This is a genomic window from Bradyrhizobium zhengyangense (assembly GCF_022012555.1).
GTDB classification, from domain to species: Bacteria; Pseudomonadota; Alphaproteobacteria; order Rhizobiales; family Xanthobacteraceae; genus Bradyrhizobium; species Bradyrhizobium zhengyangense.
Window position 1 is genome coordinate 20,929 of the sequence record NZ_JAKLTZ010000005.1, and the last position, 26,242, is coordinate 47,170.

Here is a 26,242-nt window from a genome sequence, read left to right on the forward strand (position 1 = left end):
TCCTTTAGCTGCCCGTCTGCGGAGCCGGCGGTGGCGTTGCGTGCCGCCGGAACAGGATGCGCTGGTAGAGCCAGCCGATCGCGACCAGCACGATGCCGAGGCCCATGAACGACAGGGCCCGATAGACGCCTGTCAGCGTCGACATGTCGATGACGAAGGCCTTCAGGATCGTCAGCGCGATGACGGCGGCGGACGCCAGCCGTGCCCGCTCGGAGTTGGCGAGAATGCCGATGCCGAGCAGCATGACGCCGAAGGCGAGCCAGCCGATCGAATAGGTGTATTGCTCGGCCCCCGTGGTCTCGCCGGTGGTGAGGAACGGGCCGTGATAGAAGCGGCGGATCTCCAGCGTCAGGTAGACAAGCGCAAACACCAGCGCCGCACCCGCAATCGTATTCGCATAGATCTTGCCCCGCGCGTCAGCCACCGCATAAGCGAGCAGCAGCATCAGCACCGCCGGCAATGCGTAGCCGAGCAGCAGCAGGTTGAACAAGGCGCCGCCGACATCAATGTGCCACAGCAGCGGGTTCTCCAGGAACAGCAGGCCGAACACGCTGACGAAGCCTGCGATCGCCGTGAGCACGATCGCGCCGACATTGTGCACGATGCTGTGGCTGCGCAGCCGCAGCCGCTCCAGTCCGATCGCCATCGCCAGCGCCACGCAGACCTGCAGCGCGGCTTCGAGCAGCGAGGGCGATGCGATCATGTCGCCGCCGGTCGCGAAGTGGCGGACCTCCATGAAGGCGAGCAGCGCGGTGAACAGGATCGCGGCCGCTTCCACCATGCGCAGCGGCGCATCGTCGCCCCTGCGGCGCAGGAAGTGGCTCGCCGCCCAGAACGAGGCGGCCGGCAGGCCATAGCCCCACAGCAGCCAGTTGAAGATCGGCGTGGTACCGACGGCATCTCCGACGATGCGCGGATCATAGAGGATGCGCGCGGTGACGATGCCGGCGAAGATGGCGGCAAGCCAGCGCAGGAATGGGATCGGCCGCTGCAGCGCGATCCAGGCGGTGCCGAGCGACATCAGCGCCAGCGCGATGGTCAGCCAGCCCTTCTCCAGCGCGAAGGTCAGCGCCAGCGCCAGCGCGCCGAGCGTGCCGGTCGCAAACAGCGCCGTCGAGATCGCAAGGCCCGGCCGGCTCTCCCGACGGGTCAGCGTTTCCGTCGCAAAGCCAAAGGCTGCGGCGAGCAGCACCGCGAGGATCGCGAACGGGATCGAGCGGTCGAGATGGGCAATGCGGGCGTAGAGCGCGATGAGGATCGCGATTGGCGTCGCGACACCAGCTGCCGACCACACCACGGGAATGATGGCCGAATGGGAGCGTCCTTGCGCGAAGAAGCCGGCGATGCCGAAGCCGGCGGCAAAGATCGCGGCCATCACCAGATGCTGCGTCACCGCGCTATCGATCGCGGTCGGCGTGATGCCGGGCATTGGGCCGCCCGGCAGCACCAGCATGTCAGGATTGGCGCGCACCGCCCATTCGGCGAACACGATGAACACGGTTGCAGCGGCCGCGCCCAGCGCGCCGACGGCGGCCTCCGCGCGCCAGGCGACGAACAGCGTCGCCGCAACAAGCAGCGTGAAGGCGATCAGCGACAGGTCGGCATGCGCGCTCGACAGCACGATCAGCATCGCGCCGAACAGATAGGCGCCCAGCGTGCTCGACGAGACCGGTTCGATCTGTCCGCCTTCGATGGTCGGGCCGAACATGAAGCCGCAGACGACCAGCAGTGCAGCGAGCACGAAGCCGGCGATCACGTGGAATGCGTGCGGCGCGACGTGCAGGTCACCGGTGTCGAGGCCCGGGAAAGTCCAGAGCACGGCGAAGACGATCGTCGTGACCGCGAGCCAGCGCCACAGCCGGATGCGGGCGAGGCCAAAGCTCGCGGCGGTGACGACGGCGAGATAGATGTACAATGCCCAATAGTCCGGCTTGCCGCTGGAGACGAGCACCGGCGTCGCGAAGGCTCCTACGACGCCGAGGCCCGCGAGCGCCGGTCCGTGCAGCAATGCTGCTGCGAGCGTGGCCATCGCCACGATGCCGAGCAGCACGAAGGCGGTGGCGGGCACGAGGAAGCCATAGAGCGCGTAGGCCGCATACACGGTTGCGAAAGCCACCGCCGTTCCGGCCGCGGTGAGGATCGCGGGGATGTTGGCAATCGGCAGCGCTGCAATGCTCGAGATGCTTTCTTTGCGCCGCGTCCATTCGCCGGCACCCAAAAGCGCGGCCGCGAACAGGCCGCCGAGGAACACGCGTACGCCGGGGCCGACAAGGCCAGCCTCGATCGAATAGCGCACCATGAAGAAGCCACCGAGCGCAAGCGCCAGGCCGCCGATCCATACCACCCAGCGGGTGCCGAGCCGTTCCTCGAAACCGGGGGCGGGGGCGGGCAAAGGTGGCGGCGGTGCGTCGGCTGCGGGGCTGGCCTCAGGACTTGCTTCGGGCGGAGGCGGCGAAGCCTCTTCGGTGACGAGCGGCGGCGCGGTCTCGGCTTCCGGCGCAAGCGGCGGCGGCTCTGCCGCACTTGTCGTGGGCGTGCTTGGCTGCTCCTGCACGGGCAGCGGTGGCGGTGGCTGAACCTGTCGCTGCGCCCGCAGCGCGGCCTCCAGCGAGCCCAGCCGACGGCGCAGTTCGGTCGCCTGGTTCGACGCTTTCAGCGCGATCAGGAACGCGGCGATCGCAATCATCACTGCAAAGACGTCGAACGGGGCGTCGAACATGGGGCCTCCTGGCAATCGGCGGGCGGGGGCCGACCGCAATCTTGATCTAGCGCCGGGAGCGTACCCGCAAGCCGGGCGCCGGCCGTTCCTGGAGCACGTCGCGGCGGAAGCGATAGAGGGCCGCCGGTCTCCCGCCCGTCTGTGTCGACATCACGCCGGTCGGTTCGACCAGCGCCTCGGTTTCGACTAGACGACGGAAATTCTGTTTGTGCAGATGCCGGCCGGAGATCGCCTCCACCGTATACTGCAACTCAGTGAGTGTGAACTCGGCGGGCAAAAGTTCAAACACCACAGGACGATACTTCAGCTTTGCGCGCAGCCTGGCAATCGCGGTGGCGAGGATCCGGCGGTGGTCGAAGCGCATGGACGTGCCGAGCACGGGCAGGGACTTGCGCGCCAGTGCCGCAGGCCGGCCGTCGCGCCGGGCTTCCTCGACGAGGCCGGCCTCATAGAGTAGCTCGTAGCGGTCGAGCACGCGCTCCTCGTCCCAGGAAGCACCCTCGAGGCCGAAATAGAACCGCACGCGATCCTTGCGCGGCAGCGCGCGCGTCGTCTCGGGCGTCTCTTCCTCGGCCCATGCCGTCAGCGCCGGAATGATGTCACGGGCGATGATCGCCGGTGGCGCCTCGCGCCAGTCCTCCCAGGGGAAGAAGCGATACCAGGGCTCGAAGCTCGCGGCATTCGCGGCACCCTCGGCGCCGCGTGTCAGCGCGAGATAGCCGATCGACACCATATGCGCGCCGGTGTCGCCGGCCTCGGCATGACGGCCGCGATCGCCAAACGTATAGAGCTGCTCGACATAGCCGAGCCGCAATCCCGCCTGTTCCTCGACCCAGGCGCGCAGGCCGATCTCGAAGGTGCGATGGCTCGGCGCATCGAATGGACCGAACGGCAGGCCGGCGAGCCCGTCAGCGCCGCGCGCAGTCAGCACCAGCGGCTCGTGATCCTCGATCGCGACGATCGCGGCAGTCAGGCCGATCTCGATCGGCGTCAGCAGCTTGTCGCTCATCCCAAGATCGCTGATGTCATTCGAGCTCGATCACGAAGGGGCGGCCTTCGACCAGCATCTCGCCCGGCCCCATCTCGTCGAGCGCGCGCAGCATGCGGCCGTTGCGCCCCAACGCACGGTCGGCGAGATCGACGATGCGCCGGTTCGGCGAGGCGATCGGGGAGGCCGCGCGGATCTTCTTCGCGATCTCGATCTCGTCGCGATCAGGATTGAGCGCGCAGACGGCGGCGAACGCGCTCGCCGTGGAGCGGCTGATGCCGGCATAGCAATGCACCACGAGCGGCGCAGCGCGGTCCCAGCCGCGCACGAAATTCAGCACCTGCTCGATGTGGGTCTTGGACGGCGCGACAAAGCCGTCCATCTCCTCGGTGATGTCGTCCATCGACACCTTGAGATGATTGGCCGGCAGCACCGACACCGGCCGCGCCACCTGTTCGACATTGGCCATCACGGTCAGCACATGGCTGGCCCCGGTGCGGCGAACGGTTTCGGGAAGGGCGGCGAGCGAGCAGACGTGGATCATGGCGGACCTTTTTGGGCGATTATAGCCGGTGCCGTAGAGTGGGCAAAGCGCCTCAACATCGTCGTTCCGGCGAAGCGTGAGGCGGCACCAACCCAATACGTGCTCACGCAAACACGGCGCCAAATCGCTCCAGAAACTGCTTTTCGGCCCGCGCCGCCGTCCAGGGCGTCAGATAGTCGCGCCTGATATTGTCGGAGAGGCCGGGATCCCTGCCGAACAGGCGCTTGGCCTCGCTCTCGCTGAAGCCGGCAAGCTCGGTCGCCTCGAGGTAAGCCGCGCCGCGATCGGCGGCCTTGATCGCCTGCGTGATCTCGTCAGGGAGCACTGGCGGCAGGCCGAAGCGGATGTGGATGGCGCCGAGCAGGCGCTTCTCCACTGCCTTGTAATGGCCGTCGAGCACGGCCTTGAACGGCGAGATCATGTCGCCGATCACATATTCGGGCGCATCGTGCAGCAGGGCTGCGAGCCGCATGCGCTGGTCGACGCGCGGCATCTCGTGCCGCAGCACGGTCTCGACCAGTAGCGTGTGCTGTGCCACCGAAAAGATATGCGCCCCTGTGGTCTGCCCGTTCCAGCGGGCGACGCGCGCCAGCCCATGTGCGATGTCGGCGATCTCGATATCGAGCGGGGAGGGATCGAGCAGATCGAGCCGCCGGCCCGACAGCATCCGCTGCCAGGCGCGCAACTCCACTGCGCGCGCGGTCTTCTTGGCGGTCATTTGGCCTTGAGGCGCGGCTTGCGCTGCATCTTGCTGCAGGTGGCGTGGCAATGGCAGTCGACGAGATGATCGTTGACCATGCCGGTCGCCTGCATGAAGGCATAGACGATGGTCGGGCCGACGAATTTGAAGCCGCGCGAGGACAGCTCCTTGGAGATCTGAACCGACAGCGGCGTCGACGCCGGCACGCTCGCCGTGGTCTTGAAGTTGTTGACCTTGGGCCGGCCGTCCATGAAGTCCCACAGCAGCTTCGAGAAGCCGGGTCCGTTTTCCATGATGTCGAGATACGACTTCGCACTCAGGATCGCGCCGTCGATTTTGGCCTTGTTGCGCACGATGCCGGCATCGTTCATCAGCGCGTGCACTTTCTTCTCGTTGTAGCGCGCGATCTTCTCCGGCTGGAAATCGTCGAAGGCTTTGCGGAAATTATCGCGCTTGCGCAGGATCGTGATCCAGGACAAGCCGGCCTGAAAGCCGTCGAGGATCAGCTTTTCATAGAGTGCGCGGTCGTCATATTCAGGCACACCCCATTCGGTGTCGTGATAGGCGACATAGAGCGGGTCTTCGCCGGGCCAGGGGCAGCGGGTCTTTCCGTCGGGATGCAGGCGGGGAGCACGGCTCATGCGATGGGCTGCTTTGCGGGAATGCGAACGATTTCGGGTTCTGCCAGCTTCAGCGTGAGTCCGCCAGCCGTCAGCGGCTGGCCGGCATCGAGCGCATCCGCAACGCGGTCGATGCGCACCAGCGCAATGCCCTTGCCCTTCGCCGATGAGCCCATGGTGCCGACGGACCTGTCGCCGACCATGACACTGACGCCAACTTCCGGCGAGGAGTCCTCGAGCAGCACCTTCACGCTGCGGGTGCGCGCGGTGCCGCGATGCTGCATGCGCGAGACGACTTCCTGGCCGACATAGCAGCCCTTGTCGAAATCGACGCCGGCAAGGCGATCCATGTTGGTCTCGTGCGGGAAAGCGTCGCTGTATATGAAATCGAGCCCGCCGCGCGGCACGCCGAGCGCGATCCGGTGCGCCTCGTATTCGCTGGCATCGACCAGCTCCGCGCCGATCAGGTCCGAGAGCTTCTGCTTGAGATCCTCGGGGATCAGAATGCGCGAGCCAAGCTCGGCATTGCGGGGATCGGCAAAGGCTAGGTCCGGTTGCGCAGCAAGCTGGCCATCCCAGGCCGCGAGCACGCCGAGATCGAGGATGTCCACCGTCACCTTGGCGCGCAGCTTGTAGAATTTCAGCTTGGTGGCGAGGCCATCGGCCAGCGGCTTCGGACAGTCGATCAGGAACCCGCCGCCATGGCCGCCAGGGGCTTCCGTGATCAGGAAATCCACGATGATCTTGCCCTGCGGCGTCAGCAGCGCGCCGAATCGCCCCAACCCCGGCTTGAGCCTGTCGACATCGGTCGTGATGAGGCCGTTGAGGAAGTTGCGTGCGTCCTCGCCGGCGACCTTGATCACGCCCCGGTCGGGAAGAAACGCTGATTTCATGCGAAAATCTCTTGCGACATGTTGCTTCGGAACGTAAGCCCGCAAGGCATAAACGACAAGACCTCGAGCCCTGCGCTTGGGGATGAGAGGGGCCTTCAGCCATGACCCAGCGCTTCGACGTGATCCTCAAAGGCGGCACCGTCGTCAATCAGGACGGCGAGGCCGTTCGCGACATCGGCATCGCCAATGGCCGCATCGCCGAGCTGGGCCCGCGGTCGCAAGGCTCCGCCGCCGAGGTGATCGATTGCAAGGGCCTGCACATCCTGCCCGGCGTGATGGATACGCAGGTGCATTTCCGCGAGCCCGGGCTGGAGCACAAGGAAGATCTCGAGACCGGCTCGCGCAGCGCCGTGATGGGCGGCGTCACCGCCGTGTTCGAGATGCCGAACACGTCGCCGCTCACGGTGACCGAGGCCACCTTCACCGACAAGGTGAAGCGCGCCCATCACCGCATGCATTGCGATTTCGCCTTCTTCATCGGCGGCACCCGCGAGAACGTGCAGGACCTGCCGGTGCTGGAGCGTGCCCCGGGTTGCGCCGGCGTCAAGGTCTTCATCGGCTCGTCGACCGGCGCGCTGCTGGTGGAGGACGACGAGAGCCTGCGCCGAATCTTCCAGGTGATCCAACGCCGCGCCGCCTTCCATGCCGAGGACGAGTATCGCCTCAACGACCGCAAGTCGCTCCGCATCGAGGGCGATCCGCGCTCGCATCCGGTCTGGCGCGACGAGACCGCGGCTCTGATGGCGACCCAGCGACTGGTCAAGATCGCGCATGAGACGGGAAAACGCATCCACGTGTTGCACATCTCGACCAAGGAAGAGATCGAGTTCCTGCGCGACCACAAGGACGTCGCGTCCTGCGAGGCGACGCCGCACCATCTCACGCTGGTCGCGCCGGAATGCTACGAGCGGCTCGGCACGCTGGCGCAGATGAACCCGCCGGTGCGCGGCGCCGACCACCGTGCCGGCATCTGGCGCGGCATCGAGCAGGGCATCATCGACGTGCTCGGGTCCGACCACGCGCCGCACACGCTGGAAGAGAAGCAGAAGACCTATCCCGCTTCGCCCTCCGGCATGACCGGCGTGCAGACGCTGGTGCCGCTGATGCTCGACCACGTCAACGCGGGCCGGCTTTCTCTCGCGCGCTTCGTCGATCTCACCAGCGCCGGGCCCGCGCGTCTCTACAACATGGCCTGCAAGGGCCGCATCGCCGCCGGCTACGACGCCGACCTCACGGTGGTGGACCTCAAGCGCAGCGAAACCATCACCAACAAATGGGTGGCGTCGAAGGCCGGCTGGACCCCGTATGACGGCGTGCGCGTCACGGGCTGGCCCGTCGGTACCTTCATCCGCGGCCGCCGCGTGATGTGGCAGGGCGAACTGGTGACGCCGTCGCAGGGCGAGGCGGTGCGGTTTCTGGAGACGTTGAAGCAGTAGCCGATGTGCAGGGACGCGCAGTGTTTCCCCAGCCGTCATTGCGAGCGTAGCGAAGCAATCCAGAATCCCTCCACGGCGGCAGTCTGGATGGCTTCGCTGCGCTCGCAATGACGAGGGGGGAGGTCTACACTTCCGCGCGAACGGGAGTGCAGTCAATGTCCCAGCCCACCGCCCTCATCACCACCGCGCAACTCGCCGCGATCCTCGGCGACCCCCATCTCCGCCTCTACGATTGCACGACCTACAACGAGCCGGTGCCACCAGGCAGCGACGTGCCGTATCGGGCCGTCCCCGGCGACAAGACCTTCGCGGCCGGCCACATCCCCGGCGCCGATTTCCTCGATCTGCAGGGCGAGTTCTCCGACGCTTCCGCGCAACAATTCTTCATGATGCCTGATGTGGCCCAGTTAGAGGCCGCCTTCGGCCGCCACGGGCTCGATGCTAGCAAGACCGTCGTGCTCTACAGCATCGGCACCATGATGTGGTCGACGCGGTTCTGGTGGATGCTGCGTTCGCTCGGCGTCGATGCGCGCGTGCTCGACGGCGGTTTTGACAAATGGAAGGACGAGGGGCGGGCGGTCGAGACCGGTGCGCCGAAGGGCTATCCGGCGACGAGCTTCAAAGCCGCGCCGCGTACCGGCTTCTTCGTCGACAAGGATTTTGTGAAGGCGCGGATCGGCGATCCCGCGACAGTCACTGTCAACGCGCTCGGACCACAATTTCATAGGGGGCTCGAGCCGAGCCGCTATGGCCGGCCAGGCCGCGTGCCCGGTAGCGTCAACGTGTCGGCTGCAACCCTCGTCAATGCCGACAAGACGCTGACGACGCTCGCCGATGCCGAAGTCAAGTTCACCTCCGCTGGCGTCACGCGCGACAAGAGCGTGATCCTCTATTGCGGCGGCGGAATCTCGGCGACGATCGACCTGCTCATGCTGACGCAGCTCGGCTACGACAGGCTGACGCTCTACGATGCTTCCATGGGCGAGTGGGCAAGGGACCCGACACTGCCGATCGAGACGGATTAGGGACGAATCTTGCCTTCCGGTAGAGGGTAAGAAAGTTGGGAACCTTTTCTGCCGGCCTGCATCCAATACCTGGAACCAACGGAGACAGGTGACCGCCATGCAACGGAGCGCAGCCGGCCTGTCCGCCGGACTCAGGGTATCGGAAGCCGAGCTGATCGATCGGGCGCGCAGCCGGGACGAGGCCGCGCTCCGCGAGATCATGCAGGCCAATAACCGCCGGCTCTACCGCCTCGCGCGCGGAATCTTGCGCAGCGATAGCGAGGCCGAGGATGTGGTGCAGGAAACCTATGTCCGCGCCTTCACCCATCTCGACGGCTTCAAGGGCGAGTCCGCGTTGTCGACCTGGTTGTCGCGTATCGCCATCAACGAGGCACTTGGCCGGGCCCGAAGTGCAAAACCGCATGTCGAGCTCGACTCAGTGCCGGAGGAGGCGCTTGAAGCGCAGATCATCAGGTTTCCCGTTTCTCCCGCAGGCGATCCGGAAAGGACCATGGCTCAACGTGAAATCCAGCGCGTCGTGGAACGCGCCATCGACGAATTACCGGACGCCTTCCGCATGGTTTTCGTCGCACGCGTCATGGAGGGCATGAACATCGAGGAGACCGCCGATCTGCTCGGCGTGAAACCCGAAACCGTGAAGACGCGGCTGCACCGCGCCCGCACCATGCTGCGTGAGAATGTCGAGAAGGAGATCGGCCCGGTGATGATGGACGCGTTTCCGTTCGCCGGCTGGCGCTGCGAGCGGCTGACGGAAGCAGTGCTTAAGCGCCTCGGAATCGGCGGTTGATTTTTTTCGGGAACGTTTGCGCGAAGCACCCATCCAATTCCTGTGAAGCAACGCCGGCAAACCGCCAGCACAGGAGTGTCAGACCATGCTCGTTCGTTGGAGCGCGGCGATCGCCGCCACCATTCTGTTGTCCAGCCCCGTGCTGATGCAAGGTGCACGCGCGGCCGATAAGCTTACCGATCCGCAGATCGCCCACATCGCTTACACCGCGGGCGTAATCGACATCAACGCGGCAAAGCAGGCGCAGAAGAAAGCGAAGAACAAGGACGTCAAGGCATTCGCCGACGACATGTTGCGCGACCACGAGGCGGTCAACAAACAGGCGCTCGCGCTGGTCAAGAAGCTGAACGTCACGCCCGAGGATAACGACACCAGCAAGGCACTGGCCAAGCAGGCCAGCGACAAGCTGGCCGAGCTCGACAAACTCGACGGCGCCGCCTTCGACAAGGCCTATGTCGCCAATGAGGTCGCCTATCACAAGACGGTCAACGGCGCGCTGGAGACGCAGCTCATTCCGTCCGCTGGTAATGCCGAACTGAAGAGCCTGCTGCAGACCGGCCTGAAGATCTTTCAGGGCCACCAGCAGCATGCCGAGCACGTCGCGTCGGAACTGAAATAGGGAGCGTGCGATGAAGCCGGGACGACTGTTTTCGATCGCCCTTGTCTTTGCGGCGACGGTCGTCCCGGCGCACGCCGCAACGATCGAGATCACGATGGAAAATCTCGTGATCTCGCCGGCGGAGGTGTCGGCGAAAGTCGGCGACACCATCACCTGGATCAACAGGGACGTCTTCGCCCACACTGCCACCGCGACGAACGGCGATTTCGACGTGACGCTGCCGCCGAAGAAGTCGGCGACGTTGGTTCTGAAGAAGGCGGGAACCGTCGACTATTACTGTCGCTTTCATCCCAACATGAAAGCGACGCTCAAGATCGAGCCTTGATGAAGACCCTGCCTGCGGGGGGGCTTTGTCAGGGAGGGCTTACTGCCGTGCGAGGCTGACGGAGAACTCGCCATTGCGGATGCGCGCGGGAAAACCCTCGACGAATTTCGCCACCGCGTCCTCGCCATAGGTGCCCACGAGTTCGGCCAGCGCCGCAAACAGGCTCGCCTGCGCCAGGCAATCGCCGTCGACGCCGTCATGGCGTGCTTCGGCCCAGGCCTCGTTCAGATAGCTCAGGGCGGCCTGTTTCTGCTCGTGATCGGGCAGCGGCGCGCGGGCGGGGGCGTAGGAAATCGGCTGGCTCATGAAACTCGATCAGGGCTGGGGCGCGATCCACGGCGATGCGCTGTGCGGGAGGTGTAGCACGCGCATTAACGACCGCTAGGCCACATCTTTAAGAACGGTTAACGGCTGTGAACAAAGTCGATGACAGGGTTCCAGTCGCTGTTATTCCGGGGCGCGACGAAGTCGCGAGCTATGATGCGCAATTGCGCATCTGAGAATCCATCAGGCCGCCGAGTTGGTGGTGAGGTGGCTCCCGGGTTCGCGCTACGCGCGCCCCGGAATGACGAATGGAGGGTTTCAGTTCGCGTAACGCGCCGTCAGATCCCGCGAGATCTTCGAGCCTTCCTCGATGTAGCGGCGAATCGCCACCGTCGCCGCCGGCGTGCAGCTTCGGTAGGTCTGCTGGAAGCCGTTATAGCCGCGGTTGAACGCGGCGATCATGCGGGTGCGCCGCTCGCCGGCGGGGGTCTCGGCATCGATCAGCGCCTGCATCTCGCTGCGCCATTTGTTGCCCTCGTTGGAGCCGCAGATGCCGCGCAGGTAGTGCAGCCCGCCCAAAATCTCGGCCAGCCGCTGCAAATCGGCGTCGAACGGCGCAGCCACGTCCTGGGCCCGGGCGGGCGCGGAAGCGCAGGCGAGGATCAGGGCAAAAATGGCCAGAAATCGCGGGAACATCGGCGGCGTGTATGCCCCCTCAGGGCTGATGACGCAAGGCGGGCGCTCAGGGGCCGATCAGGCGCGCGGCGGACTGGATGATCTCCTCCAGTCCCCCGGTCAGCTTGAGGTCGCTGAGGCTGCCGAGCGCGTCAGGGGCGATCCACCTGAAATCGTCGAGTTCGTCGTTCAGGGCCGGTTCCCGGGCCACCCAGCGGGCGGCAAAGGACATGATCAGGTAATGGCCGGCACCGGGTGCGGCCGGCAGCACCTCGCGCCAGCCAGCAAGGCCGACGATCTCGATAGCGAGCCCGGTCTCCTCGTCGACCTCACGGCTCAGGGCCTGGTGCAGCGATTCGCCGAATTCGACCCGCCCGCCGGGCAGCGAATAGAAGCCCTTGGCGGGGGAGCGGGCGCGTCGCGTCAGCAGCACCTTGCCGTCGCGGAAAATCGCGGCACTGACCGCGATCTGGGGATGGGTCGGCTGGACGACGGATGCCATGCTTTTGACGACCTGGCTCAGTTCGCCATGATGGTATCGACGTCGGCTTCCGCGCCGCCATTGATGATGCCGCCGCAAGCCGCGATCAGCGGCTTGACCCAAGCCGTCGCCTGCTCGGCCAGCCGAACGCGGGTCGTGTCCTTCTCGACCTCGCGCATGGCCGAGCCGACCGCTGATAGAATCGAGGTCATGGTGTCGGTGATGTGGTCGAATTGGGCGCGCACGCTCGGTTCGGCCTTCTCATAGGCTTCGATGGCGAGATCCCGCGCCTTGAAGTTCGAGGCCGTAAAATGTTCGGCATAGGACAGCGGCGACCAGGTCAGGAAATCCTCGGCGCATTCGGGCATGTCCGGGACCATCTCCAGGAGCATGACCGCTTCATTGAAATGGTTGAGATAGTCCGTGGCAAGCCCGGTTCGCGGGTTGATGTTGGCCACGCGCAGCCGCTCAGCCCAGGCCGCGGCCTCGGGGCCCGTCTGTGCGCGCGTTGCGGGTTGGGAGGCCATTGAGCTCATCGGCCGCAGTGTTAACGTTCGGGGTTAAAAGGACCTCAACGGACCCTATATTGGCGCAAGGATGTGTGGACGCTTCGTCATAACTTCGGCCCCCGCGGCCTTACGGCAACTGTTCGGCTATATCGACCAGCCGAATTTCCCGCCCCGGTACAATGTCGCCCCGACACAACCGATTCCGGTGGTGTTGGTCGAGAATGGCGCGCGCCATTTCCGCCTGATGCGCTGGGGCCTGCTGCCGAGTTGGGTCAAGGACCCGAAGGGCTTTACGCTTCTCATCAACGCCCGCTCGGAGACGGTGCTGGAGAAGCCCGCGTTCAAAAAAGCAATTCGCCGGCGACGCGGCCTGATCCCGGCTGATGGCTATTACGAATGGAAATCGGAAGGCGGCCGCAAGCAGCCGTTCTTCATCCATCACGCCGACGGTGCGCCGCTCGGTTTCGCCGCATTGTTCGAAACCTGGATCGGGCCGAACGGCGAGGAGCTCGACACGGTCGCGATCGTGACGGCCGCTGCGGGCGAGGGCCTGGCCACGCTGCATGACCGCGTGCCCGTCACCATCAGCCCGCGCGATTTCGAGCGCTGGCTCGATTGCCGCGGCGACGAGATCGATTCGGTTCTGCCGCTGATGACGGCGCCGCGCGTCGGCGAATTCGCCTGGCACCCGGTCTCCACCCGCGTCAACCGCGTTGCCAATGACGACGAGCAACTGCTCCTGCCGATCAGCGCGGAGGAGATGGAGGCGGAGGCAGAGGTTGCGAAGCCCAAGAAGGCGGTGCGGAAGGTTGCTGCTGCGTCACCGGATGATGGGCAGGGCTCGTTGTTCTAGGCGCGCTGCCGTAGGGTAGGCAAAGGCGCAACGCGCAGTGCCCACCACCTCTCGCTTCAATACGCGATGGTGGGCACGCTTCGCTTTGCCCACCCTACAAGAGCTTGACTTGTTCGCCTCAGGCCGCAGCGACCGCCGATCCGAGCGCGGCGTTGCTGAACGCCTCGCCGCCGATCCCCCAGCCACCATCCACAGCGTAGCTGACATTTGCAAAAATGTGCTCGCGCCTGATGCGTCCCTCGGCGGCCTTCTCGATGATGGCGGTTCCCTCGGAGATCCAGGCGTCCTTCAGCTCCTGTGTCGGCAGCACGAAGGACGGCACCTTGAGCTCGAACACGGCGATGTCGGCAGGCTTGCCGCCGGAATAGGTGCGCCGCTTCGGCACTACGGTGACCTCGCCGATGACGTTCGGCGTCATGAAGCGGTTGCCGGTCAAGCCGTGCAGGCGGAGCAGCAACTCGGTCAGCTTGCCGAACGCCTCGGCTTCGCCTGATGGCGTCAGCGCGCCTTCGGGAACGATGATCTGGATAGGCATGTGAGGTCTCCCTTTGAACCGTAACATAACGGTCGTTATATAGAACATAACGATCGTTATCTCGTCAAGTCTAATATAACGATCGCTATCGAGAGGTGAGCTTTGATGGCACGACCGAAGAAGAGCGATGGTGACGCACGTGCGCGGCTGGCGGATGCGGTCGGGCGCGGCTTCCGCACCGGCGGATTCGGCGGCGCCGGGGTGGACGCGCTCGCAAAGGGGGCGGGCCTCACCTCGGGCGCGTTCTACGCCCATTTCGACTCCAAGGCGGATGCATTTCGGCTGGCGGTCGCGGATGGGCTCGCCTTCCTGCGCGGCGGCATCGCGCAGTTTCAGGCGCAATACGGCAACGCCTGGCGTGAGCCGTTCATCGATTTCTATCTCGGTGAGCGAATGGAGGTTGGCCTCGATGAGGCCTGCGCGCTTCCGAGCTTTTCCTCCGATGTCGCGCGCTCGGACGCGGCGACGCGCACTGTCTACCAGGCAGAGCTGGAGCGCCTCGCGGATCTCGTCGCGCAAGGCTTTCGCGGCACGCATGCGCGCCAGCGCGCGCTGGCGCTGCTGGCGATCCTGACAGGTGCCGCCGACATGGCGCGCGCGGTGAAGGACGATTCCATCAGGCGCGAGATCCTCGCCGCGGCCAAGGTCGCGGCCAAGGCGATCTAGCTCTCAGACGATCTCCCGCGCTCTCAGCGCCGCGATCTCCGCCGCGTCAAAGCCCAGCTCGGCCAGCACCGCATCCGTATCCGCCCCGAGTTCCGGCGCCATCCTGTCGAGCTTGCCGCCGCCATGGGCGAGCTTGAAGCCGCTGCCGGCAAAGCGCAGGCGGCCGTAAGGCGTGTCGAGCTCCTGGATCGCACCGCGCGCCTTGATCTGCGGATGGTCGATCACCTCTTCGATCTTCCAGATGCTGGCGCAGGGCGCCCCGGCGTCCTCGAGGATCGTCTCCCATTCACGCGCGGGCTTTGCCGCAAGTGCCCCTTCGATGATGGCGCGCAGCGCCGGCTCGTTCTCGTTGCGCGAAAACCAGTCGGCAAAGCGCGGATCGCTCAGCGTGTCCTCGCGGCCGAGCGTGGTCATCAGCGCGCGGTACTGCTTCTCGTTGTTGACCGCGAGCAGGATGTAACCGTCGCCCGCCCTAAACAGGTTCGCGGTGGTCTTGCGGCTGACTGCCTGGTTGCCTGAGAGCTGCTGGCGATGGCCGGCGACCGACCAATCCGCAATCTGCCCTGACAGAAACGCCATCGTCGCCTCCAGCATGGAGACGTCGACGAGCTGGCCCTTGCCGGTGCGGTCGCGCTGGTAGAGCGCGCTCGACACCGCAAATGCGGCCGTTGCGCCCGACAGCACGTCGCACACGGCAAAGCCCGCCCGCGTCGGGCCCGTCTCGGGGTGACCGGTGATCGCCATGATGCCCGACAGCGCCTGGATCTTGCCGTCATAGCCGGGCCGCAGACGGTCCGGGCCGGTCTGGCCGAAACCCGACACCGCGCAATAGATCAGATTTGGATTGATCGCCGAGAGCGCCTCATAGCCGATGCCGAGCTTGTCCATCACGCCCGGGCGGAAATTTTCCATGACGACGTCGACTGTCGCGGCAAGCTTCTTCACGATCGCGATCGCGTCAGGCTTTTGCAGATCGAGCGTCAGGCTGCGCTTGTTGCCGTTGATGGCCTGGAACGCCGGTGCCAGTCCGCGCTCTGCCCATTCGCGGCTGAGTGGCGTGCGACGCATGTCCTCGCCCTCGCGCCGCTCGACCTTGATGACGTCGGCTCCCAGAAGTGCGAGCTGGTAGCTCGCATAGGGCCCGGCCAGCACTTGCGTGAAGTCCAGGATCTTCACGCCTTCGAACGGTCGCGTCACGTCTCTCTCCCTGCTTATTGTCGTTATTGGAAGGACGTCAGGCGGCGCGGTTGCCGCGCGCGATCTCCTTCTGCTTGTCGAATTCGGCGCGGCGGCGGGCGAGCTCCTCCGGTGAAAGCTGCGCGACGTTGTTGTAGTCGAGCTTCCAGGAGGCGTCTTCGTTCCAGCGCAGCGGCGACTGCATCGTGGTCTGCGGCCCGCTCGCGGTCTCCAATAGTTTGAGCGCGAGCTCCAGCGTTTGCGCCTGCGAGGCGATGTCCTGCGGCTTGCCGGCGGAATTGCCGAGCGGGAAGTCGCTGAACAAAAAGCGCGGCACGGCCGCTTGTTCGATGATGTCCTTGGCACAGCCCATGATCACGGTCGCAATGCCGTTGGCTTCGAGGTGCCTTGCGACCAGCGCCGTGGTCTGATGGCAGACCGGGCAGTTCGGCACCAGCACGGCGACATCGACCTTGTCGGCAAGGCAGCGCGCCAGAATCTCCGGCGCGTCGGTGTCGAGCGTGACGCGATGGCTGCGATTGGTCGGCGCGCCGAAGAAGCGCGGCGCGACCCCGCCGATGCGGCCCGTAGCGCTTGCCTTCAAAAGCTGCGGCAGTGGAAACCAGGTGCCGTTGTCGGTCGCCGTGGTGTGTTTGCGGTCGTAACCGATATGCGAGATGCGCAAATCGTGCTGTTGCGAGGTGTCGCCGTCATAGACTTGGTAGAATTTGGCGCTGCCATTATACGCCGCGCCCGGGCCTTGATCACCCTTGGCGGGATCGTAGGGCGCGGCCGTCGTGATGATGGTGACACGCGACTCCGCCAGCGGTTTCGTCAGCTTCTGGAACGGCGCCGCGGTGTAATGCGCCCAGCGATACGGCGTGGTGTAGCCGATCGCGCTGTAATAATCCCGCGTGCGCTGCATATAAGGGATCGGGGAATCATAGTCGGGCGCAAAACCGAATTCGTCGTCGCGCGGAGCGGACATGGGCGCGTCTCCTGGTTCTTGTTGAGAGGCAGACTAGAGATAGTTTTCGGGTTGCTCAACAGGGGCCAGGGCCGCGCAGGCCAGAATTGCCACCGCAGCGGTCTAGCGAAAGATATGGAGCGCGGCGTATTGCAGCAGCATGATCGCCTTGCCGTCGATGATCCTGCCGTCGGCGATCATCGCCAGTGCCTCGTCGATGCCGAGCTCCAGCACCTCGATGTCCTCGCCCTCGTGCTCGAGGCCGCCGCCGTCGCTGACCCGCATGTGCGGCGCGTACTCGGCGACGAAGAAATGCAGCTTTTCGGTGATGGCGCCCGGGCTCATGAAGGCTTCGAACACCTTGTGCACGTGGTGCAGGCGATAGCCGGTTTCTTCCTCGGCCTCGGCACGGATGCGCTCCTCCGGCGAGGCATTGTCCAGCACGCCGGCGGCCGCTTCGATCAGTAGATCGTCGTAGCCGCGGATGAAAGCCGGCAGGCGGAACTGGCGCACCAGGATCACGCTGCGCTGCGCGCGATTGTAGGGCAAGATGGCGGCCGCGTTGTCGCGCTCATAGGTCTCGCGCTTCTGCGTCTGCCACTCGCCATTGGCGCGCCGGTAGTCGAACGTGGTGCTCTTCAGCGTGGTCCAGCCGTCCGAGAGCACGCGAACGTCCTTGATGCGGACGCGGTCGGAAATGGTCATGACTGTCTTTCAGTGTTCGCGGCCGTCGAGCCACTTCTGGAACATCACCGAGGTCGATTCCTCGAAGCGGAGCGATTGATAGAACGCACTCGCCTGCGCATTCTCGCGGCGAACCAGCAGCTGCAGCTTGGCGATGCCGGCATTGCGCAGCCAGTCCTCGGCGGCCGCCATGATCGCCCGGCCATAGCCGCGCTTGCGGCCATCGGGGTCGACCGCGACGTAATAGACCCAGCCGCGATGACCGTCATGGCCGACCATGACGGTCGCCACGATCGCGCTATTGTCGCGGCCAACAAGCACCGTCGAGTTCTCGCGCCGCCGTGCCAGCGCGATATCGGTATGCGGATCGTTCCAGGGGCGCGTCAGGCCGCAGCGCTGCCACAGCGCCACCACCGGCTCGACATCGGTGTCGTTGATGGCATCGATCTTGAGAGCAGACATGCCTACAGCACTTTCCCCGGATTCATGATGCCCAGTGGATCGAGCATCGCCTTGATCGACCGCATCAGCTCGATCGCGGTCTTGTCTTTGACGTCAGGCAGCTCGTCGCGCTTGAGCACGCCGATGCCGTGCTCGGCCGAGATCGAGCCGCCCATGCGCAGCACGATCTCGAACACCACGGCGTTCATCTCATGCCAGCGTGCGAGAAAGTCAGCGGTGTTGGCGCCGATCGGCTCGCTGACATTGTAATGCAAATTGCCGTCGCCGAGATGGCCGAACGGCACCGGCCGTGCACCGGGGATCAGTTTGACCACAGCGGCATTGGCCTCCTCGATGAAGGCCGGCACCGCAGCGACGGGAACGGAGATGTCGTGCTTGATCGAGCCGCCCTCCGGCTTCTGCGCCGCCGACATCTCCTCGCGCAGCTTCCAGAAATTGCTGCGCTGGGTGAGGTTGGCCGCGATCACGGCGTCGTCGACGATCTCTTCCTCCATGGCGCGCCCGAGGATCGTCTCCAGCGGCGTGCGGGCGTCGTCGCCGGGGGAGGACAATTCCATCAGCACATACCAGGGGTGCTTCTCGCTGAGCGGATCACGCACGTCGATGCCGTGCCGCACCGAGAAATCGACCGCCATCTCCGAGAGTAGCTCAAAGCTCGTCAGCGCATTCGCGGCCTCGCCCTGCGCGATCGTCAGCAGCTTGAGTGCCGCCGCCGGCGATTTCAGCCCGACATAGGCGGTCTCGATCGCCCGCGGCTTCGGAAACAGCTTGAGCGTGGCCGCGGTGATGATGCCTAGCGTGCCTTCGGCGCCGATGAAGAGATTGTGCAGATTGTAGCCGGTGTTGTCCTTCTTCAGCTTCGACAGCAGGTTGAGCACGCGCCCGTCAGCCAGCACCACCTCGAGGCCCAGCACCATCTCGCGCGCGACGCCATAGGCGAGCGCCGCGGTGCCGCCGGCGTTGGTCGAGAGATTTCCGCCGATGGTGCAGCTGCCTTCCGCGCCCAGCGACAGCGGAAACAGTCGGTCCACATCGGACGCCTTCTGCTGCGCGATCTGCAATATCACGCCGGCCTCACACGTCATGGTGTTGGAAGCGGTGTCGACCTCGCGGATCTTGTCCAGGCGGCGCAGCGACACAACGACCTCGCCATTATGCGGCGTCTGGCCCCCGACGAGCCCGGTATTGCCGCCCTGCGGCACCAGCGCGATTCTGTGTTCGGAAGCGAGCTTGCAGATCGCGGACACTTCCGCCGTCGAACCCGGGCGCAGCACCAGCGGCGAGCGGCCGTGGAACAGGTTGCGCTCCTCGGTGACGTAAGCCTCGATATCGGCCGCATCGGTGATCGCATGGCGATCGCCGACGATCTTGCGGAATTGGTCGATCAGCTCAGGCGCAAGCGGCGGGGTGGCGGATTGATTGATGTTCATCGTGTCTTGTTCCACTCTTATCGTGCCACCGCAGCTCGCCGCAGCCGGTCGTTGATTGCTTCGCCCAAGCCTTCTTCCGGAATCGTCATCACGGCGATCGCTCGCGGTGTCTTCGCGTCGAGGCTGCGAAGATAGCCGAACAGATTGGCCGCGGCTTCATCGAGATCGCCCGTGGACGACAAATTCATGACGGCGGCGGCGGCCTCCACACCGGGCAGGCGCACAGGGCCAAAGGCCAGCAGCGCCTCGCCGGGCGCAACGTCCTGCGCGTGAAGCCGCACAGTGGCGCGCGGCGCGTAATGCGAGGCCAGCATGCCCGGCGCCAGCGGCTGGCTGTCGTCGCTGTCGGCCTCGACGAGTGGCCGCGCCAGCGGCGCGCCGAGCACGGCCTCGATCCGCTCGCGCGACAGTCCGCCGGGGCGGAGCAGCATCGGCGCCTCGAAGCAGCCGACGATGGTCGATTCGACGCCGACCGCAACCGGCCCGCCGTCGATGATCAGGTCGATCCGTCCCGCAAGATCGCTCTCCACGTGGGCCGCCAGCGTCGGCGAGACGTGGCCGGAGATATTTGCGGACGGTGCCACCACCGCCCCGCCAAAGGTGCGCAGGATCGCCTCCGCCACCGGATGGGCGGGAATGCGGATCGCGACGGTGTCGAGGCCTGCCGTGGCGAGATCAGAGACCGGACAATCATCCGTCTTCGGCACCACCAGCGTCAGCGGTCCCGGCCAGAAGGCCTCCGCAAGCCTGAGCGCGCGCGCATCGAACCGGCCGATCCGCCGTGCCGCCGCGAGGTCGGGGACATGGGCGATCAGCGGATTGAACGCCGGCCGGCCCTTGGCGCTGTAGATGTGGGCGACCGCAGTGGCATTGGCGGCATCGGCGCCGAGCCCATAGACCGTCTCGGTTGGAAACGCGACCAGCCCGCCGGCGGCCAGGGTCCGGGCGGCGGCTTGTGCGCCGGCCTCACCGGCTGGCAAAATCAGCGTTTCAAGACCCGTTTTCACAGGGACAAAATTCCTCAGCTCGGCCGCTTGCGGTGCGCCAAACCCGACGCTATAAGCCGGCCTCTTGTCGGAGTGTGGCTCAGCCCGGTAGAGCACTGCGTTCGGGACGCAGGGGTCGCAGGTTCGAATCCTGCCACTCCGACCATTCTTCCAAAAGTTGACGTTTTCCAAAGGCTTGGCGGACCGGCCGCCAGCGTCTCGAGACGCCTTTGTGCAACGATTTTGAGGGCGGGTCCACGGCCGATTTGGTTCGCGCAGGGGCGGTTGCCGCAGCGGCATGGCTGGCCCGAGGATAATCCAACGCTGGCGGTCAATGACGTCTTGTGGATCGCGCGGCCCAGACCCCTGGCTTCAATCGGTATTCATCCAACACAAACGGCGCGGCCGAGATCGACCGCGCCGTTGTAATCTTTCAGGACTGTGCCTCAGTACGCGTACGGTGCCGGTCCGTAAGCCGGCGTGCCCCAGCCGGGCTCGTCATATCCGTAACCGGGCTCGCGATAGCCATAGGTGTTGGTTTGACTCCAGCCGCCGACGGGACGGCACTGACCGACGCCGGCCATCAGCTGGCCGCCGCTCATGGCTGGACCCGCGGCGCCGACAGCCGCTCCGGCCGGAGGGGTACACCCGCCCGGACCGCGTCCCGCGGCGAGGCTGGGGCTTAGAGTCGCGAGTGGCAAAATCGCGGCCATCAGTGCGGCCGCGCTCACAAGTTTCATGCGTGTCATGGTTGTCTCCATGTCAGGTTTCGACACGGGGGCCAATCCCTGCTGCCTTCGGCCGTTCCTTGCCGACGGATCGCGATTTCGCGAGCGCAAAAGATTTCTTCCGGATTTCGCGGCACGGCGCGATTCACTCACACGAGCTTGTCCTTTCGAGCGTGCGTCATCACCGCCGCGCTACCAGCACACCCACCAGAAACGCCACGATCAGTGACGGCAGCGGGGCCTCGCGGACCATGCCGCGGACGATGTCTGACCAGTGCTGATCGGGGACGAGTCCTGGCGATCTGATCTCGGCCGCCGGCGCGATCTCCCACTCCGTCGCAAGCTCGGCGATCTCGCTTGAAGCCAGACGTACGCCATCACGCACGCGGAAGATCGCGGCCTCCGCGCGCTCGCGCGGGGCGAGCAGCATCACGGTTGCGATTGCCGTGCGCAGCGTCATCTCGCCAAAGCCTTGCAGCCTCACCGACTCCTCGGGTTCGGACGTCATGCAAAAATCCTCACAGCGCGAAGTGGCGCGCGATGGTGAAGGCCACCGTCGCGCACAAAACCAGCGTGGAAACCGCGCCGGCCACACCACGCGCGAAAAGGGCTCGCGTCAGATGCCTGGTCATGATTTTGCTCCATGCTCCCCATGGAAATGGCGGGGCGGAGCGTTGGTTCCGAGGCGCTGTGCCGAATCGTCCTGCGCGCAGGCGCGGCTACTTCCGCAGCAACTCGCGCAGCGCCGCCGTCGCCTCGGCGCAGCGGATGTCGTCGATCTCCCTGGACAGGTTGAGCGCGCTCGATTTCAGCTCTTCCACCTTCCAGCTTTCGGGATGCTGGCTCTCGAGCTGGCTTAGCCGCTTGTTCAGATCATCCAATCTGGATTGAAGCTGCCCGATGCTGGCGGCTCCATTCACGTTCCAAACGCGTTGTGCACGCATCGTCGTTCCCCTGACTTGTCTCACGGCGTTGTGAGCAGGGTTCGTGGCCGCAATGGGCGTTTCTTTTGTCCGGTCTTAGATCGTCGGGAACCGTTGCAGATTGGCAACGAAAGTTCCTGGAATGCCTGATTTCGCCAAAATTCCTTGCGGCATCCGGCCCGGCAGGCGCGGAATCTGCATGGGCGCAGCTGGATATGCGGCGGCTCTCGGGAAATCCGGGGCGCGTATGAGGGCAAAGGCGTGGCGAGATTTTTGACTGTTGCGGCCGGCCAGCTCGGCCCGATCGCGAGAAGCGAGACGCGGACTGAGGTCGTCGGGCGGCTGATGGCGTTGATGCGCCAGGCCAAGGCCAATGGCTGCGATCTGATCGTCTATCCCGAGCTCGCGCTGACCACGTTCTTTCCGCGCTGGTATTTTGAGGATCAGGCCGAGATTGACGGCTTCTTTGAACGCGAGATGCCGGGGCCGGAGACGCAAGCGCTGTTCGACCTCGCGCGCGAGAGCGGCATCGGCTTTTGCCTCGGCTATGCGGAGCTCACGGTCGAGACTGGCATCGTCCATCGTTACAACACGTCGATCCTCATCGACAAAAGCGGCGCGACGGTTGCGAAGTACCGTAAGGTCCATCTGCCCGGTCATGCCGAGCATGAGCCATGGCGCAAGTTTCAGCATCTGGAGAAGCGCTATTTCGAGCCCGGCTCCGGCTTCGGTGTCGTTGACGCCTTCGGCGGCGTGATGGGAATGGCGATCTGCAACGATCGCCGCTGGAGCGAGACCTATCGGGTGATGGGCTTGCAGGGCGTCGAGATGGTGATGATCGGCTACAACACGCCGGTGCACAATCCGCCGGCGCCCGAGCACGACGATCTCTCGCTGTTCCACAACCATCTGGTGATGCAGTCTGGCGCCTATCAGAACGGCACCTTCGTCGTCGGCGTCGCCAAGGCCGGTGTTGAAGAGGGCGTCGACCATATCGGCGGCAGCTGCATCATCGCGCCATCAGGCGAGATCATCGCGCGATGCACCACCAAGGGCGACGAGCTCGCGTTTGCCCGCTGCGATCTCGACCTCTGCAACTCCTACAAGCGCACGACGTTCAATTTCGATGTTCACCGCCAGCCGCAGGCCTACGGGATGATCGTGGAGCGGAAGGGCGTGACGACCATGGCGGACGGCACGCCCGTGCGGCGGAAGGGGTGATCGCTCTTCGCGTGTCGGGTTGCCATTCTGTCTCCTCATCGTCGTTCTGGCGAAGGCCATGATGACGCCAGGGTGGGGCCGTTGTCGCGTCCCCAACAATCACAAACACGTGCCTTTATTTGGGAACAATCATTCCCTAATATATCGCGATGCAAAAGGCCGCCCGAAAATCCGAGCCATCAGCCCATCCTCCCGGTCGTCCCCGGGAGTTCAACATGGACTCAGCGCTCGACGGCGCCATCAGGGTGTTCTGCGAGCGCGGCTATCATGCGACCTCGATCGGAGAGCTCACGGCGGCCATGCGGCTTGCCACCGGCAGCGTCTACAAGGCGTTTCGCGACAAGCATGCCGTCTTCCTTGCCGCCTTCGAGCGCTACGTGGCGGTGCGGAGCGAGCAGACCCGCAATGCAGCCGCGCGCGGCGCCAATGGCCGCGAGCGGGTGCGCAACGTGCTGCTGTCCTATGTCGAGCACTCGCAAGGCGCAGAGGGGCGCCGCGGCTGCATCGTGGTCGGCAGCGCGGTCGAACTGTCGGCGGTCGATCCGGTGATGCGTGCGCGCGTCACAACGCAGCTCAAGACCAACGAAAGCTTCATCGCCGGCCTCATTCGCGAGGGACAGGCCGACGGCTCGATCCCGGACCATGTCGACGCCCACGATACCGCACGGCTGATGATCTGCATGACGCAGGGGCTGCGCGTCGTCGGCAAGGCGCGCCTGCCGCTCGACGGCGAGCGCCTGGTCGGCGTCGCGATGAGGCTGCTTGCCTGAATTGTTGTCGAATTAGGGAACGAACGTTTCCTATATGTAGAGAGAGTCCTGGAGAGCTTGGAATGACGATGAATGCCACGATCGAGACCGCGCCGGAGACGGATGCGGTGTCGCAACGACTGACCTTCGTGCTAGCCGCGGCCTGTGGCATGGTCGCCGCCAACATCTACTACGCTCAGCCGCTGATCGCCCCGATCAGCGCCGCGCTCGGCCTGTCGCATGCGGCGGCCGGCCTGATCGTAACCATGACGCAGATCGGCTATGGCACGGGGCTGCTGTTTATCGTGCCGCTCGGCGATCTCGTCGAGAACCGCACGCTGATCTGCACCGTCATCGCGCTCGGTGCGGCGGCACTGGTGGCGGCCGGCTCTGCGACCCATGCGCTGCCGTTTCTGATCGCGGCGCTGTTCATCGGCCTCGGCTCGGTCGCGGTGCAGATCATCGTTCCCTATGCCGCCCATCTGGCGCCGGAAGCCATTCGAGGCAGGGTCGTCGGCAACGTCTCGACCGGATTGATGCTCGGCATCATGCTGGCGCGGCCGGCCTCGAGCTTCATCACCGCGGCGCTGTCGTGGCATGCGGTGTTCTTCTGCTCGGCGGCGTTGATGATCGCGCTCATCGTCGTGCTTCGCCTGACGCTGCCGCAGCGCAAGCCGGTGGCGCGGATGCACTACGGCGCGTTGTTGCTGTCGATGCCGCATCTGGTGCGGACCATGCCGCTGCTGCGGCGCCGCGCGCTCTACCAGGCCGGCCTGTTCGGTGCCTTCGCCCTGTTCTGGACGGTCGTTCCGCTGCAGCTTGCCAGCCAATTCGGCTTCACCCAGAGCGGCATCGCGCTGTTCGCGCTCGCCGGCGTGTCAGGCGTGTTCGCGGCGCCGATCGCAGGGCGGCTCGCCGATCGCGGCCACAGCCGCATCGCCACGCTTGCTGCGATGCTGTTCGTCGCCGTCGGCTTCCTCGTCACGCATGTCGGTGCGGCCGGATCGGTGCTCAATCTTGCCTGTCTGGTCGTTGCCGCAATCGCGATCGATTTCGGCGTGCAGGGCAATGTCGTGCTGGGCTTCCGCGCCATCTTCGTGCTCGGCCACGAGCATCGCAGCCGTCTCAACGGCCTCTACATGGCGACGTTCTTCGCCGCCGGCGCGGCCGGATCCGCGGTCGGAGCCTGGGCGTTCGCGCAAGGCGGCTGGACGCTGGCTTCTGCCATTGGCCTTGCGCTGCCCGTCGCCGGCCTGATCTACGCTGCAACCGAATAGCGGTACGATTGTGTGCCGGGACCGTTTACCAAGGCTCGGATAGTCGGGCGCACAGGGCGTAATTTCCGCTTCGCAGAGTCCCTGCAGCTGTAGTACTTTGGTCGCAAGCGGCCTGGCTAACGGCGGCAGGGGGAGGCCCTATGAGGCGTGCGGGACTGGTTGGCGTACCGCGAGTACGGCCATGGTCGTGGCAGGCATTTCTGCTCGGATTTGTTTCGGTCGCGGTGTCGGCTGCGCTTCAAGGCGTCTGCGTCGCGCTCGGCGCCAAGCTCTATTTCGCAACCTTCCTGCCCGGCCTGTTCGTGCTCGGCCTTGTCGCGGGCGCGCCTGCGGCCATCTTCGCAGCTCTGCTCACCATTCCGGTGGTGTGGTTTGCGTTCATGCCGCCGGTCTTCGAGATCACCCCGCTGACCGCTGCTGACGCTGATTCCATCAACCTGTTCTTCCTGCTTGCCGTCCTCCTGATCGGCCTGGCCGATCTCTGCCGCAAGGCCATGGCGATCGTCAGCCGCGGCGGATTGAAGGCGTCAGGCGAGAGCGCGGCAACGAATTCGCAATAGACGGAGGGTGTTGCGATCAGGCCGTTGCGCGCGCGCAACAGTCCGGCAACCATCCGTGCAGCCGGATCGCGCCGCTAACTTTTCGAAAAAGATTTGGCCGCAGTTTCTCCCGCGGGATTACGAGGGAGTTTTGGTCATGAACGGGCACGCCATTTTCGAGAACGTGCGCCGCTACCGCGGCATCGCATCGCTCTATCGCCAGACCGCGGCGTTTCGTCCGAGCCAGCGCCGGTCGCTGCTGGAGCAGGCCAGCGAGTGGGAAGCCCGCGCGCTATCGGAGCTGGAAGCCTATTTCGCCGCGCACGCCGATTTCGCCACGCCGCGCGCCGCCTGATGGTTAACCATCGCGAGTATGCGTGCCGGCAGGATACGTGGGCCATACGGAGTTACGCCGCCGACCCCGTATGCTAGCAATTCGCCGACCAATTCCGTCACGACGA

32 protein-coding genes and 1 tRNA gene are annotated in these 26,242 nt (G+C 65.2%); 13 read left to right on the forward strand and 20 right to left on the reverse strand.

From position 1 onward, the window contains the following. Positions 1-4 precede the first annotated feature (4 nt). From L6639_RS20190 to ygfZ, 6 genes are all read right to left on the reverse strand, one after another. Positions 5-2,719, reverse strand: a complete 2,715-nt coding sequence (locus L6639_RS20190; protein ID WP_237863387.1) for a DUF2339 domain-containing protein — start codon at positions 2,717-2,719, stop codon at positions 5-7. Between the two features lie 46 nt (positions 2,720-2,765). Beyond that, positions 2,766-3,728 carry an NUDIX hydrolase gene (locus L6639_RS20195; RefSeq protein ID WP_237863388.1) on the reverse strand — a complete coding sequence of 321 codons (963 nt, stop codon included), beginning with the start codon at positions 3,726-3,728 and terminating at the stop codon, positions 2,766-2,768. A 16-nt stretch (positions 3,729-3,744) separates the two neighbouring features. After that, positions 3,745-4,251: a tyrosine phosphatase family protein gene (locus L6639_RS20200; RefSeq protein WP_237863389.1), complete on the reverse strand. Its 507-nt coding sequence runs from the start codon at positions 4,249-4,251 to the stop codon at positions 3,745-3,747. Positions 4,252-4,354: 103 nt separating this feature from the next. Next, positions 4,355-4,969, reverse strand: coding sequence for an HD family hydrolase (locus tag L6639_RS20205; protein ID WP_237863390.1), 615 nt, complete (start codon positions 4,967-4,969; stop codon positions 4,355-4,357). Then, positions 4,966-5,592: a DNA-3-methyladenine glycosylase I gene (locus L6639_RS20210; RefSeq protein WP_237863391.1), complete on the reverse strand. Its 627-nt coding sequence runs from the start codon at positions 5,590-5,592 to the stop codon at positions 4,966-4,968. The genes L6639_RS20205 and L6639_RS20210 overlap by 4 nt, the downstream gene beginning before the upstream one ends. Next, positions 5,589-6,464, reverse strand: coding sequence for a CAF17-like 4Fe-4S cluster assembly/insertion protein YgfZ (gene ygfZ, locus L6639_RS20215; RefSeq protein WP_237863392.1), 876 nt, complete (start codon positions 6,462-6,464; stop codon positions 5,589-5,591). Before ygfZ ends, L6639_RS20210 begins: the two co-directional genes overlap by 4 nt. A gap of 101 nt (positions 6,465-6,565) precedes the next feature. On the opposite strand from ygfZ, the gene L6639_RS20220 reads away from it, so the two are divergent. The 5 genes from L6639_RS20220 to L6639_RS20240 all read left to right on the forward strand — a co-directional run bounded on the left by L6639_RS20220 (position 6,566) and on the right by L6639_RS20240 (position 10,656). Further along, entirely contained in the window at positions 6,566-7,900 is a 1,335-nt protein-coding gene (locus L6639_RS20220) for a dihydroorotase (RefSeq protein WP_237863393.1), read from the forward strand. A gap of 155 nt (positions 7,901-8,055) precedes the next feature. After that, positions 8,056-8,925: a sulfurtransferase gene (locus L6639_RS20225; protein ID WP_237863394.1), complete on the forward strand. Its 870-nt coding sequence runs from the start codon at positions 8,056-8,058 to the stop codon at positions 8,923-8,925. A gap of 97 nt (positions 8,926-9,022) precedes the next feature. Next, positions 9,023-9,712 carry an RNA polymerase sigma factor gene (locus L6639_RS20230; RefSeq protein ID WP_237863395.1) on the forward strand — a complete coding sequence of 230 codons (690 nt, stop codon included), beginning with the start codon at positions 9,023-9,025 and terminating at the stop codon, positions 9,710-9,712. 85 nt (positions 9,713-9,797) lie between these two features. Next, positions 9,798-10,331 carry a DUF4142 domain-containing protein gene (locus L6639_RS20235; RefSeq protein WP_237863396.1) on the forward strand — a complete coding sequence of 178 codons (534 nt, stop codon included), beginning with the start codon at positions 9,798-9,800 and terminating at the stop codon, positions 10,329-10,331. Between the two features lie 10 nt (positions 10,332-10,341). Further along, the gene (locus L6639_RS20240) at positions 10,342-10,656 is read left to right on the forward strand and encodes a cupredoxin domain-containing protein (protein WP_237863397.1); all 315 of its coding nucleotides are present in this window, start codon (positions 10,342-10,344) and stop codon (positions 10,654-10,656) included. A 39-nt stretch (positions 10,657-10,695) separates the two neighbouring features. On the opposite strand, the gene L6639_RS20245 is transcribed toward L6639_RS20240, so the two are convergent. The 4 genes from L6639_RS20245 to L6639_RS20260 all read right to left on the reverse strand — a co-directional run bounded on the left by L6639_RS20245 (position 10,696) and on the right by L6639_RS20260 (position 12,612). Further along, positions 10,696-10,962: a hypothetical protein gene (locus tag L6639_RS20245; RefSeq protein ID WP_057757219.1), complete on the reverse strand. Its 267-nt coding sequence runs from the start codon at positions 10,960-10,962 to the stop codon at positions 10,696-10,698. A gap of 276 nt (positions 10,963-11,238) precedes the next feature. Next, positions 11,239-11,616 (reverse strand): TIGR02301 family protein, encoded by a 378-nt coding sequence (locus L6639_RS20250; RefSeq protein WP_237863398.1) that lies wholly within the window; start codon positions 11,614-11,616, stop codon positions 11,239-11,241. 46 nt (positions 11,617-11,662) lie between these two features. After that, positions 11,663-12,097 carry an NUDIX hydrolase gene (locus L6639_RS20255; protein WP_237863399.1) on the reverse strand — a complete coding sequence of 145 codons (435 nt, stop codon included), beginning with the start codon at positions 12,095-12,097 and terminating at the stop codon, positions 11,663-11,665. Between the two features lie 17 nt (positions 12,098-12,114). After that, positions 12,115-12,612 carry a hypothetical protein gene (locus L6639_RS20260; RefSeq protein ID WP_237863400.1) on the reverse strand — a complete coding sequence of 166 codons (498 nt, stop codon included), beginning with the start codon at positions 12,610-12,612 and terminating at the stop codon, positions 12,115-12,117. Between the two features lie 61 nt (positions 12,613-12,673). Here L6639_RS20260 and L6639_RS20265 point away from each other — a divergent pair, with 61 nt between their 5' ends. After that, positions 12,674-13,438 carry an SOS response-associated peptidase gene (locus L6639_RS20265; RefSeq protein ID WP_237863401.1) on the forward strand — a complete coding sequence of 255 codons (765 nt, stop codon included), beginning with the start codon at positions 12,674-12,676 and terminating at the stop codon, positions 13,436-13,438. Between the two features lie 118 nt (positions 13,439-13,556). Here L6639_RS20265 and L6639_RS20270 read toward each other — a convergent pair whose 3' ends face one another. Next, entirely contained in the window at positions 13,557-13,973 is a 417-nt protein-coding gene (locus L6639_RS20270) for a Tautomerase enzyme (RefSeq protein ID WP_237863402.1), read from the reverse strand. Positions 13,974-14,078: 105 nt separating this feature from the next. Between L6639_RS20270 and L6639_RS20275 the strand changes: the two genes are divergently transcribed. After that, on the forward strand, positions 14,079-14,639 hold the full coding sequence (locus L6639_RS20275) for a TetR family transcriptional regulator (RefSeq protein WP_237863403.1): 561 nt from the start codon (positions 14,079-14,081) through the stop codon (positions 14,637-14,639). A 3-nt stretch (positions 14,640-14,642) separates the two neighbouring features. Here the strand turns inward: L6639_RS20275 and L6639_RS20280 are convergent, their stop codons facing one another. The 6 genes from L6639_RS20280 to L6639_RS20305 all read right to left on the reverse strand — a co-directional run bounded on the left by L6639_RS20280 (position 14,643) and on the right by L6639_RS20305 (position 20,365). After that, positions 14,643-15,836: a CaiB/BaiF CoA transferase family protein gene (locus tag L6639_RS20280; RefSeq protein ID WP_237863404.1), complete on the reverse strand. Its 1,194-nt coding sequence runs from the start codon at positions 15,834-15,836 to the stop codon at positions 14,643-14,645. Between the two features lie 37 nt (positions 15,837-15,873). Further along, entirely contained in the window at positions 15,874-16,803 is a 930-nt protein-coding gene (locus L6639_RS20285; RefSeq protein WP_237863405.1) for a glycine reductase, read from the reverse strand. Positions 16,804-16,905: 102 nt separating this feature from the next. Then, positions 16,906-17,487: an NUDIX hydrolase gene (locus tag L6639_RS20290; RefSeq protein WP_237863406.1), complete on the reverse strand. Its 582-nt coding sequence runs from the start codon at positions 17,485-17,487 to the stop codon at positions 16,906-16,908. A 9-nt stretch (positions 17,488-17,496) separates the two neighbouring features. Further along, a complete protein-coding gene (locus L6639_RS20295; protein WP_237863407.1) occupies positions 17,497-17,928 on the reverse strand; it encodes a GNAT family acetyltransferase in 432 nt (143 codons plus the stop codon). 2 nt (positions 17,929-17,930) lie between these two features. After that, positions 17,931-19,358, reverse strand: coding sequence for an FAD-binding oxidoreductase (locus tag L6639_RS20300; protein WP_237863408.1), 1,428 nt, complete (start codon positions 19,356-19,358; stop codon positions 17,931-17,933). Between the two features lie 17 nt (positions 19,359-19,375). Next, entirely contained in the window at positions 19,376-20,365 is a 990-nt protein-coding gene (locus tag L6639_RS20305; protein ID WP_237863409.1) for an L-threonylcarbamoyladenylate synthase, read from the reverse strand. A gap of 68 nt (positions 20,366-20,433) precedes the next feature. On the opposite strand from L6639_RS20305, the gene L6639_RS20310 reads away from it, so the two are divergent. Continuing rightward, positions 20,434-20,510 (forward strand) — tRNA-Pro (locus L6639_RS20310). A gap of 280 nt (positions 20,511-20,790) precedes the next feature. Here the strand turns inward: L6639_RS20310 and L6639_RS20315 are convergent. From L6639_RS20315 to L6639_RS20325, 3 genes are all read right to left on the reverse strand, one after another. Beyond that, positions 20,791-21,093, reverse strand: coding sequence for a hypothetical protein (locus L6639_RS20315; protein ID WP_237863410.1), 303 nt, complete (start codon positions 21,091-21,093; stop codon positions 20,791-20,793). A gap of 160 nt (positions 21,094-21,253) precedes the next feature. Further along, positions 21,254-21,580, reverse strand: a complete 327-nt coding sequence (locus L6639_RS20320; RefSeq protein ID WP_237863411.1) for a hypothetical protein — start codon at positions 21,578-21,580, stop codon at positions 21,254-21,256. 211 nt (positions 21,581-21,791) lie between these two features. Continuing rightward, positions 21,792-22,016 carry a hypothetical protein gene (locus L6639_RS20325; protein ID WP_237863412.1) on the reverse strand — a complete coding sequence of 75 codons (225 nt, stop codon included), beginning with the start codon at positions 22,014-22,016 and terminating at the stop codon, positions 21,792-21,794. Positions 22,017-22,256: 240 nt separating this feature from the next. Here L6639_RS20325 and L6639_RS20330 point away from each other — a divergent pair, with 240 nt between their 5' ends. From L6639_RS20330 to L6639_RS20350, 5 genes are all read left to right on the forward strand, one after another. After that, positions 22,257-23,216 carry an N-carbamoyl-D-amino-acid hydrolase gene (locus L6639_RS20330; RefSeq protein ID WP_237863413.1) on the forward strand — a complete coding sequence of 320 codons (960 nt, stop codon included), beginning with the start codon at positions 22,257-22,259 and terminating at the stop codon, positions 23,214-23,216. A 215-nt stretch (positions 23,217-23,431) separates the two neighbouring features. Beyond that, on the forward strand, positions 23,432-23,986 hold the full coding sequence (locus tag L6639_RS20335; RefSeq protein ID WP_237863414.1) for a TetR/AcrR family transcriptional regulator: 555 nt from the start codon (positions 23,432-23,434) through the stop codon (positions 23,984-23,986). A gap of 62 nt (positions 23,987-24,048) precedes the next feature. Next, positions 24,049-25,242, forward strand: coding sequence for an MFS transporter (locus L6639_RS20340; RefSeq protein ID WP_237863415.1), 1,194 nt, complete (start codon positions 24,049-24,051; stop codon positions 25,240-25,242). Positions 25,243-25,382: 140 nt separating this feature from the next. Then, positions 25,383-25,802: a DUF4118 domain-containing protein gene (locus tag L6639_RS20345; RefSeq protein ID WP_237863416.1), complete on the forward strand. Its 420-nt coding sequence runs from the start codon at positions 25,383-25,385 to the stop codon at positions 25,800-25,802. A 136-nt stretch (positions 25,803-25,938) separates the two neighbouring features. Continuing rightward, a complete protein-coding gene (locus L6639_RS20350; RefSeq protein ID WP_237863417.1) occupies positions 25,939-26,136 on the forward strand; it encodes a hypothetical protein in 198 nt (65 codons plus the stop codon). The last annotated feature ends 106 nt before the right edge of the window (positions 26,137-26,242 follow it).

Excerpts from the sequence above, each read along its gene's own strand:
- L6639_RS20240 (WP_237863397.1), top strand. The coding sequence starts at position 10,342 with ATGAAGCCGGGACGACTGTTTTCGATCGCCCTTGTCTTTGCGGCGACG.
- L6639_RS20235 (WP_237863396.1), top strand. The coding sequence starts at position 9,798 with ATGCTCGTTCGTTGGAGCGCGGCGATCGCCGCCACCATTCTGTTGTCC.
- L6639_RS20350 (WP_237863417.1), top strand. The coding sequence starts at position 25,939 with ATGAACGGGCACGCCATTTTCGAGAACGTGCGCCGCTACCGCGGCATC.
- L6639_RS20200 (WP_237863389.1), bottom strand. The coding sequence starts at position 4,251 with ATGATCCACGTCTGCTCGCTCGCCGCCCTTCCCGAAACCGTTCGCCGC.
- L6639_RS20260 (WP_237863400.1), bottom strand. The coding sequence starts at position 12,612 with ATGAGCTCAATGGCCTCCCAACCCGCAACGCGCGCACAGACGGGCCCC.
- L6639_RS20210 (WP_237863391.1), bottom strand. The coding sequence starts at position 5,592 with ATGAGCCGTGCTCCCCGCCTGCATCCCGACGGAAAGACCCGCTGCCCC.
- L6639_RS20335 (WP_237863414.1), top strand. The coding sequence starts at position 23,432 with ATGGACTCAGCGCTCGACGGCGCCATCAGGGTGTTCTGCGAGCGCGGC.
- L6639_RS20205 (WP_237863390.1), bottom strand. The coding sequence starts at position 4,969 with ATGACCGCCAAGAAGACCGCGCGCGCAGTGGAGTTGCGCGCCTGGCAG.
- L6639_RS20220 (WP_237863393.1), top strand. The coding sequence starts at position 6,566 with ATGACCCAGCGCTTCGACGTGATCCTCAAAGGCGGCACCGTCGTCAAT.
- L6639_RS20265 (WP_237863401.1), top strand. The coding sequence starts at position 12,674 with ATGTGTGGACGCTTCGTCATAACTTCGGCCCCCGCGGCCTTACGGCAA.
- L6639_RS20340 (WP_237863415.1), top strand. The coding sequence starts at position 24,049 with ATGACGATGAATGCCACGATCGAGACCGCGCCGGAGACGGATGCGGTG.
- L6639_RS20250 (WP_237863398.1), bottom strand. The coding sequence starts at position 11,616 with ATGTTCCCGCGATTTCTGGCCATTTTTGCCCTGATCCTCGCCTGCGCT.
- ygfZ (WP_237863392.1), bottom strand. The coding sequence starts at position 6,464 with ATGAAATCAGCGTTTCTTCCCGACCGGGGCGTGATCAAGGTCGCCGGC.
- L6639_RS20315 (WP_237863410.1), bottom strand. The coding sequence starts at position 21,093 with ATGACACGCATGAAACTTGTGAGCGCGGCCGCACTGATGGCCGCGATT.
- L6639_RS20270 (WP_237863402.1), bottom strand. The coding sequence starts at position 13,973 with ATGCCTATCCAGATCATCGTTCCCGAAGGCGCGCTGACGCCATCAGGC.
- L6639_RS20190 (WP_237863387.1), bottom strand. The coding sequence starts at position 2,719 with ATGTTCGACGCCCCGTTCGACGTCTTTGCAGTGATGATTGCGATCGCC.
- L6639_RS20245 (WP_057757219.1), bottom strand. The coding sequence starts at position 10,962 with ATGAGCCAGCCGATTTCCTACGCCCCCGCCCGCGCGCCGCTGCCCGAT.
- L6639_RS20300 (WP_237863408.1), bottom strand. The coding sequence starts at position 19,358 with ATGAACATCAATCAATCCGCCACCCCGCCGCTTGCGCCTGAGCTGATC.
- L6639_RS20230 (WP_237863395.1), top strand. The coding sequence starts at position 9,023 with ATGCAACGGAGCGCAGCCGGCCTGTCCGCCGGACTCAGGGTATCGGAA.
- L6639_RS20255 (WP_237863399.1), bottom strand. The coding sequence starts at position 12,097 with ATGGCATCCGTCGTCCAGCCGACCCATCCCCAGATCGCGGTCAGTGCC.
- L6639_RS20345 (WP_237863416.1), top strand. The coding sequence starts at position 25,383 with ATGAGGCGTGCGGGACTGGTTGGCGTACCGCGAGTACGGCCATGGTCG.
- L6639_RS20285 (WP_237863405.1), bottom strand. The coding sequence starts at position 16,803 with ATGTCCGCTCCGCGCGACGACGAATTCGGTTTTGCGCCCGACTATGAT.
- L6639_RS20225 (WP_237863394.1), top strand. The coding sequence starts at position 8,056 with ATGTCCCAGCCCACCGCCCTCATCACCACCGCGCAACTCGCCGCGATC.
- L6639_RS20275 (WP_237863403.1), top strand. The coding sequence starts at position 14,079 with ATGGCACGACCGAAGAAGAGCGATGGTGACGCACGTGCGCGGCTGGCG.
- L6639_RS20325 (WP_237863412.1), bottom strand. The coding sequence starts at position 22,016 with ATGCGTGCACAACGCGTTTGGAACGTGAATGGAGCCGCCAGCATCGGG.
- L6639_RS20320 (WP_237863411.1), bottom strand. The coding sequence starts at position 21,580 with ATGACGTCCGAACCCGAGGAGTCGGTGAGGCTGCAAGGCTTTGGCGAG.
- L6639_RS20290 (WP_237863406.1), bottom strand. The coding sequence starts at position 17,487 with ATGACCATTTCCGACCGCGTCCGCATCAAGGACGTTCGCGTGCTCTCG.
- L6639_RS20295 (WP_237863407.1), bottom strand. The coding sequence starts at position 17,928 with ATGTCTGCTCTCAAGATCGATGCCATCAACGACACCGATGTCGAGCCG.
- L6639_RS20195 (WP_237863388.1), bottom strand. The coding sequence starts at position 3,728 with ATGAGCGACAAGCTGCTGACGCCGATCGAGATCGGCCTGACTGCCGCG.